Source organism: Xenorhabdus eapokensis, from assembly GCF_001908105.1.
Genome location: NZ_MKGQ01000059.1, coordinates 1 through 8,229, shown reverse-complemented (window position 1 = coordinate 8,229; position 8,229 = coordinate 1). Strand labels below are relative to the sequence as shown.

Genomic DNA, 8,229 nt, shown 5'->3' with positions numbered 1-8,229 from the left:
CAGTCCATTTTGGGATTTTTTTTGATTTGGCGATTAATCAGATCGCAAAAATTGGACTGAGTTCCCTCCAAGTGATCTACTATTTTGAAAGCTTATTTATATATTGCTGAAAGGCACCGGATATCTAGATATACCTCTAGTGGGAATAAGCCATCCCACTTACATCAAAATCCATTCTGATCCATCTAGTTTGGTATTGGACGTTCTAATGACCACAGAGCGTAGGTGGAGCATGAACCTCATTGCCGAAAATACTGGAACAAATAACTCCCCAGCAATTGAAGTTGGTGCCCATTTAGATTCAGTTCCTCAAAGTCCTGGGATCAATGACAATGCTACGAGTGCGGCACTGCTGTTAGATTACGCGATAAGTAATGCTAATCAGCCGAAATCTAGAACTTATCGATATATGTTTTGGAGCGCCGAAGAATTTGTATTCGCTGGTTCACGGAGCTATCTCCAAACTGTGACAAATCCAGACAGCATCTATGCCTACGTGAACCTGGAGATGCAAACATCCCCAAACTCAGGATATTTTTACACCCGGGACACTAATGGTGGAAATGTCAGCCAAAGGATCTCGAATAGAATTATAGAAGCTTACCAAAAGTTGGGCATTGAAGCAGAAGTCGACACCAATACAACCCCTCGATCTGATGATTTAAGTTATAAAGATGCTGGAATTCCCACCGGAGGACTCTGGGGAGGATCGTTTGAAATAAAAACTCGTGAGCAAGCTATCAAATGGGGAGGACAGGCAGGTTATCCATTCGATGACTGTTATCACCGTCAATGTGATAATTATGGACATGTTGATCAGAAGAAATTGTATGAAACACAATTTGTTCTTCACCATCTTCTCGCAAAGTTGGATGATGCACATGATTAATCAATTAAAAATGACTGTTGCCGCTCTCATTCGACGCCCAGAGGATGGTGCAATTTATCTACAGCAACGACGTTGGGATTGCAAGGTACTGCCTGGTGCTTGGGATGTTGTTGGCGGAAAGGTAGAAGAAGGTGAAAGCGAACTTCAAGCTCTTGAACGAGAGATTTTTGAAGAGACAGGATGGCAGCTAACTCGAATCATCTCCGAACTTGGAATGGATGAATATGACTTACAAGGAGACAGGTGGATCGATAAGAGCTTTCTTGTCGAAGTAAACATGAATGAGGCCGAACAGCGCATTGAGCGTGATAAGTACACTCATGCTCGCTGGTTCCTTACCCAAGAAGAAATTCAATCATTCCTACAGGTTAACCATTTCTTAGGCTACGGTGAACACATCTACAACATTGCTACACGAGCACTTTCAGAAAGCCACGCACTCTCTGAAAATATAAGAGAAATCTCTGTGTCTAACCGAAGCTTGTACCCACTTCAACTTGCAATTATCGGTGCAGGAGGAAAACAAGCTGCAGAATTCTTGACACATTACTCCCGAGGGAAGGTGATTGCTGCAGTTGATATCGATATTGAAGCTAGGCATCGTACCGAAAAGATGGGATTACAGACATTCGCCTCTATTAGTGAGATGTTCGAAAAAAGCAAAATTAATGTGGAGGTTGCCTATTTGGCTGTTCCACACGAATATCACACTGAACTTGCTATCCAATTACTATCAAAAGGCATTAGCGTCTTAAAGGAGAAGCCCTTCGCAGTTACAAGCAAAGAAGCTCGAGAATTATTTCAAATTGCCAGTGAAAAATCTACTCCTGTATTCACTACTGCCCATCGTCCTTTCCGTCTAATAGGGAGACAGCTTAAGTCAAGCCTCCATCTTCTCGGACAGGTGTATGCATACACTTATGAGTACTCACTGTCGATTCCTGGTCGAACCAGTGGGTGGCGTTCAAAATGGACTTCTGCACGAGGAGGAGTGATGCTGGATATGGCCTATCATCAGCTAGATTTTATTGTCTGGCTACTGGGTGAGCAGAAGATTGAATCTGCCCAGATCGCATACTGCTATGGAGAGACAGAGGCCGAACAGTTAGAGGACACCAGCACAATCCTTACCAGTTCAATCAGTGGTAATGGCACAGGAAGAATCATAACCAATCGTCACGCACACCAAAAAATTGAGCTACTGACACTGTATGGTTCAAAAGGCATTGCAGTGATGAGCGACTCTATACTCCATGTCTTTGACCGCCAAGGGAACCTCAGGTGGGAGGTTCGTGAGCCCCAAGGAGGGCAATGGACAATCAAAACCATGCATCAAGAGTATCTCTCTAACCGTAATAACCCGCTGTATTGGTTGCCTCACATGGAACGCCACATGCACATCGTCGACTGCCTTACGGAGGCCTATGCCATTACTTTTGGAATTACAAACACAAAGGAGCAGACACATGTCTAAATTTGATATATATCAGTTTCCGCATGATCCATGGCCTCCAGCCCCAACTTCAGAAGAGGAAAATGAATTAATTTTTCAGCGACGCACGGACATTTCGATCAGCGGTCGAGTAGGTCCAATCGCTCAATTTGAAGATGAATTCAAATCATTCTTAGGAAATAAGGTTAAGCATGCAATTACATTCAATTCCGGCACAAGTGCACTTCAAGCTGCATATTACGCACTAGGGGCTCGCAGAGGGGTATCAGTTCTCGGACCAGCATTAACTTATCATGCAGCGCTTAGTCCTGCCTTTTCCGTAGGTGCTGAAGTTATTCTAGTCGATATCGATCAAGAGTCTCGGTGTATCGATATTGATGCGGCAGAAAAAATGATAACTGAATCGTGCCGTATATTAACAGTGGTACATCAGTGGGGACATCCTGCCGATATGGATAAAGTTATCAAGTTTGCTGAAAAATATAACCTTAAGATTCTTGAGGATTGCTCCCATGCGCATGGCAGTAAGTTTCGAGGGCGTCCGGTTGGAACGTTTGGTGATGCCGCTGTCTTCTCCTTGCAAACTAAAAAAGCGATCTTTGCGGGTGAGGGAGGCATTCTTGTAACGAACGATGATCTCATTGCCGACACAGCTACTCTGGTAGGGCATTATCGCGATCGGGCACGCAATGAGGTTAAAGATAGGGATCTTCAACAATATTGGGTTACTGGCTACGGCCTGAAGACACGAATGTCTCCATTCAATGCCATCGTTGCGAAGCACAGTCTGCGTGCGTTTTCACAACGTATGAAGTTTCGCCATAAGTGGCTACATCGTCTTAATAGCTCACTATCGCTAACAGATATATTTGAACCCATGAAAATCTCCTCGCACGTTGATATGGGGGCTTGGTATGGTTTTAAGCCTCTCATCTCACTTGCTGCACAAAAGTTAATTGGCCGGGATCACTTGGTGAAAATCATGCAGGAAAAAGGTTTGGATGTGTCTGCTCCCTCTGGAGAGGTTCTTGCCGATCAACCACTATATTCAGCTTCTCGACATATTTGGAATCATGAACCTAGACGAGTTAAACCGATAAGGGAATTACTACCTGTCGCGTATGATGTTTCCGAAAGAGCAGTCTCTTTTCCAACTTTTTATCGTGAAGAAGATGAACCATTAATAGCTATTTACGAAAAGACAATTGCTGAAATTGATCTAAAATATAAAGGGTTGTTAAGAACATGAAAAATATCGAGTTAGATGTGTTCCAAGAAAATCCGAAAGATGCAGAAAAAGTACTCATGCACGTCTTGCATGACACAGACTTCCCTACTGAATTTAGTCTACTTGGACGACAGTGGGAGCTTATTCGAGGTGTTTTCCCTGGGACACTCACAGGTGCGACTGAAGTTATGGCAAGCGCGCTCCCTTATCCAATTGGTGGGCGTATGCTAGAAGTAGGCTGCGGTTCGGGGGTGATCTCGGTAACCGCTGCTCTCAGCGGAGTTTCAGAAATCGTTGCATTGGATATCAATCCTAACGCAGTAACTAATACACTTAGAAATGCGATCCGACATGGTGTAGAGGCTCAGATTTCCGCGCGTGTGAGCGATGTATTTTCCGCGCTCGAAATGACTGAAGACTTCGACCTAATTTTCTGGAACGTTCCATGGACTTATGTTGATGGTGACTTTGATATGGCCAGTGAATTGCACGCTGCGGTATTCGATCCTGAATACGCTGGTCAACGCCGGTTGATCCAAGGAGCTCCAACCTACTTGCGAAAAAATGGCCGCCTACTCATAGGCACTGCTGATCTCAAAAATGGAACTGTGCTGGAAGCTATCGCAAAAAATACATCAGCCACATTATCGATGGTTCAGTGTATTCGTCGAATCGAAGCACCTCGCGTTATGGAATACCACCTAATGGAGGTGTGTTATTAACGTGAAACTCGGCAGCGAGGATGATCTCCGTCTAGCACAGCGAGTTGCAATGGAGGCGGCCACAACAGCTCTTTCTTTAAGAGAATCGAGTGAATTTCAAGTCACTTTAAAGAAAGATGGTAGCCCGGTTACCCCCGCGGATATTGGTGCTGAATTGCGCGTACGTGAACTTATAGAATCTGAGCGTCCTAATGATCTATTCTTTGGGGAAGAGAGCGGAGGTCTAGCAGCTCATAAAGGGAGAGTATGGATTGTCGACCCGATTGACGGAACCAAGAACTTCATTCGCGGAATCCCTATCTGGGCCACCCTTGTGGCGCTCGTAGAAGATGGAGAACCCAAGATCGGTGTGGTTTTCGCTCCTGAATTGAAGCGCTGTTGGTGGGCAGAAAAAGGTAGTGGTGCATACTTTAGCAAAAACCCGCAGGGAAGCGGGAACAGAATGCATGTACGGCAAGTTTCAGGTCTGAAAGATGCATACATATCAACCACGGCATTTGATACATGGCATAAACAAGGTTTACTTCAGCAATATCAGCGTTTGGTCGAGCAGACATTCTGTAACCGTGGATTTGGTGATTTCTTGCAGCACTGCTTAGTTGCCGAAGGAATATTAGATGTTGCCATAGAGCCAATTGTGGCTCCTTGGGATGTAGCGGCACTCATCCCAATCGTCGAAGAAGCTGGAGGAATATGCACCGACCTAATGGGTCAACCTGTTCTAGCAAACAAAGGAGTGGGAATCGCGTCCACCAGTCAGACTCTGCACAAACACGTAATTGATATATTTGGAGAATAAATGAACATGATCGTCCGGGAATCTAAAGAAATATCAGAAACACAATTGGTGCGTTGCGTACAGACGCTGACACGCGCTTTCGATGGATACTCCTTAATGCGGCATTTCCTCGCTGAAGATGATCACCAGCAACGAATACGGCGCTATCAAGAGACCTTTCTTAGAAAGGTAGGTATGACAGTCGGTCACGTATGGGCTACCGATGATGGAGCCGCTGTATCAATATGGACGTCACCCGATATTGAAGACGCAGAGGCAACTTTTGCTCCTCTATCTATCGAATTCGGAAAAATAGCAGGAACAAGAGAAAAGGTAATGCGGGCATCTGAATCTATTATGGCTAAAGAACGGCCCAATTTTCCATGCTGGTTCTTAGGTGCAGTAGCAGTGGATCCAGATTACCAGGGGAAAGGATTAGGCCGTGCTGTTATTGAACCTGGTCTTGAGAGAGCCGAGCGTGAGGGATTTCCTGTGTTCCTTGAAACTTCTGATGACAAAAACGTAAGAATCTATGAGCGTTTGGGATTCGAGGTGACAGCAGCATACCAACTCCCCTTAGGTGGTCCTATGACGTATGCGATGATAAAACGGGGGATATAGCAATGACCTCTCTTGTCATTCTATGTCATTCTGAGGAACGATATCTTGAAGTTTGTGATTGGGGACAGCCATTCGTCCCTGTCCTCATTAGAAAAGCATGGGCTCGCAAGATGGTTGTTGAATGGTGCCAGAGAACAGCTATCTTCTTCGCTGAAGATGCTCCTATGGCCACTCCAACCGACTTTAACATAAACCTCAATAAGCCATGCGGATGGCACAACATTGAGAAGTTAACAGTTGCGTATCTGTCTGGCGATCAATCTGCCTTAGTTCTTGCGAAGGGTTTTCAAAGGCTACGATCGGCTTCTATGCGCAGCTTCGTGTCTTGGGAAGAAATGGCAAAATGGCGTAACAATCATTTAGCTACACACGATCATCTCGTGGTAGTTTCTATTGATAAAAAAGCGTCAATGAGAGATTTGTCATTATTCAACGATTTGACTGGATTCATTGTTGTAAATTCTTTAGAACTAGGGACATTTATCCTCACGAAGACAGTTGTTTATAGTTGTATGCAAGAAGGTGAAGATATCTGCTTTGCCCCCACTCATAAGGGCATAAAAATGCGTCAGGCTGCGGGGCTGAAGATTTTACCTGCAGATAGTGAAGAACTCACTAATTGGTCTGATCTTATCTGTGGAACTGAAACTATTGTGAGTGTTATCGGACACGCCAGCGAAGATTACATTCGCCTCAGCAGTGATGAACTTATTTGTGGACGAATAACTGTTCAGTCACCTTCCGTATGTGGGAAACGACTACCGACTTGCATGGTAAACAACGATTGTTTTCTTCCTGATTTAAAGCGGTTAACCGCCAATGTAATACCAGGGCGTGTCTTTTTCGCCAACGCCTGCCTTACACTTAAGGTCGGTAAAGATGGAATATTCGATGGAGATGACTCGTATACAATCTCGCAGAGATTCCTAGAGGGTAATGCAGCGGTGTATGTTGCAAGCCCTTTGCTAAAGGATGGTCGTATCGAAGAGAATTTGGTATTTCACGGACTTATGGGGGCAGGGATGACTGTAGGTCAGACCGTCCGGGAATTGAATAGAATTCTTCCTGCTTGGGGATTGGAAGTAGGCAAGGTCATGATTTTGGGAGACCCAAGCCTTAAAACCTGCTCTAAAAGTGCTTCTGAAAGCATAACCGGATATAAAAAAGGCCTAGTATTCGGGATACGAGATCAAGCCTCCAATCTATCCGACGAGTTGTGTTACCTAAACGGCGCGCCAAAAAAGGCGTCAGTTGCAGGGTTCATTCGGAGCTCAAGTATTCCTGGAAGCCCTTGTGCTATCCTTGATTGCAATGTTAACCATGTTAATTTTAGTGAACTGACAATTGTAGAGCGAGGGCAATCACCAGAGCAGGTATTATCTTCGATCAGAGAGGTTCTCGATGAATATGATCGTGTTGCGTTACTCGGCATCAAGATCTCTGAGGGGCGTCAATTACTCACCGATCTCCGTAATACTTATCCCAATCTTGTTCGTCGGGCATCCAGCAGTCGCTGCGGTGGAGGTCTAGATGGAGCTTTAGTTCGAGCTCTGGAACGCGTCGAGAAAACCACTTCGTTAGTCGATAGAGGTATCGTAGCGAAACTGCAGAGAGAAACCAATAAGAGTGAATACCATTTTGTTGAAGGATATCGCGATGCTTACAGGGTACTTCGTACAGATCCTTTAGTTGAGGGATGTCCTAATTGTCGTTCAGATGCCATTCGTTATCAGTTTTCCAGTCTTGACGACGCTTCTGCCCAGAGGTGGATGGTAAGTTGTGTTGTTTGTGGTACAGTTCAAGATGGAGTGCCAAATTTCATTGAAGGTCGAATAATTCAACTGGAAAACACTATCAACTCCAGAGTATTACACGGAAAGATGCTTCTGCATAACACAGGCCTTGAAGAAACCATCGTCGCCGTCGGTGGAGCAGTGACACATGGGCGACGTCATGATGCTTCAGTATTAGTGCCAAATGAACAAGTAAGGATAGGCTCTGGAGGAGATGAATTGATCAATATTGAAATTCGCGTACCGTGCCCAGCCGATAGACATTGTATGTATTTGCGTATGTATTTTGTTTCTCTTGGAAGGATAGGTTTCTGTGGGCGAGAATTCTTTGTATGACAAGATAAGAAAATATTCTCGAAAAACTTAACATAACCTGAGCTTAGTTTAAGAAAGGAACTAAAGTGCTTGAGGCACGATCAAAGTCTTTGTCAAAGAAAACAAAATCGTGCTTCAGGCTATGATTACTTTAGAAGAACTTTACTGCTGCGTCGATGAATTTTGCCAAAAATTTGAACCTCTTTAACCCGAATTCTGGATAAGAAATTGACGAGAAGCCTGTTCCAGGAGCAAAGTTTTGGTGCACACCGAAAACAACTCCGAGGGGGAACAGGCTATGGACAAGTTAGTTGAAATTTTCTGTGATGTCGATGGTGCGCTGGGAAAAGCTGCACTGTTTCTTGCGGGTGAAAGTCCCGTCGTAGAAGATTAGCCAGATCACTACGTAGCGAGTCTTGCATCTCCGGCG

The 8,229-nt window shown here is 44.6% G+C and carries 7 protein-coding genes; all 7 read left to right on the top strand.

What is annotated here, in order from left to right; translation table 11 throughout:
* Positions 1–232 precede the first annotated feature (232 nt).
* Genes Xedl_RS18565 through Xedl_RS18535 form a run of 7 tightly spaced genes read left to right on the top strand, consistent with a single transcriptional unit; the run spans position 233 to position 7,820 of the window.
* Entirely contained in the window at positions 233–889 is a 657-nt protein-coding gene (locus Xedl_RS18565; protein ID WP_244149758.1) for a M28 family peptidase, read from the top strand.
* Entirely contained in the window at positions 831–2,363 is a 1,533-nt protein-coding gene (locus tag Xedl_RS18560) for a Gfo/Idh/MocA family oxidoreductase (protein WP_244149757.1), read from the top strand. The genes Xedl_RS18565 and Xedl_RS18560 overlap by 59 nt, the downstream gene beginning before the upstream one ends.
* Positions 2,356–3,591, top strand: a complete 1,236-nt coding sequence (locus Xedl_RS18555; protein WP_074025214.1) for a DegT/DnrJ/EryC1/StrS family aminotransferase — start codon at positions 2,356–2,358, stop codon at positions 3,589–3,591. The genes Xedl_RS18560 and Xedl_RS18555 overlap by 8 nt, the downstream gene beginning before the upstream one ends.
* Positions 3,588–4,292 carry a methyltransferase gene (locus tag Xedl_RS18550; RefSeq protein WP_074025213.1) on the top strand — a complete coding sequence of 235 codons (705 nt, stop codon included), beginning with the start codon at positions 3,588–3,590 and terminating at the stop codon, positions 4,290–4,292. Before Xedl_RS18555 ends, Xedl_RS18550 begins: the two co-directional genes overlap by 4 nt.
* Before the next feature lies 1 nt (position 4,293).
* Positions 4,294–5,091, top strand: a complete 798-nt coding sequence (locus Xedl_RS18545; protein ID WP_074025212.1) for an inositol monophosphatase family protein — start codon at positions 4,294–4,296, stop codon at positions 5,089–5,091.
* Complete coding sequence (locus Xedl_RS18540; protein WP_074025211.1) at positions 5,092–5,691, top strand: GNAT family N-acetyltransferase; 600 nt, start codon at positions 5,092–5,094, stop codon at positions 5,689–5,691.
* Positions 5,692–5,693: 2 nt separating this feature from the next.
* Positions 5,694–7,820 carry a hypothetical protein gene (locus Xedl_RS18535; protein ID WP_074025210.1) on the top strand — a complete coding sequence of 709 codons (2,127 nt, stop codon included), beginning with the start codon at positions 5,694–5,696 and terminating at the stop codon, positions 7,818–7,820.
* Positions 7,821–8,229: the final 409 nt, after the last annotated feature.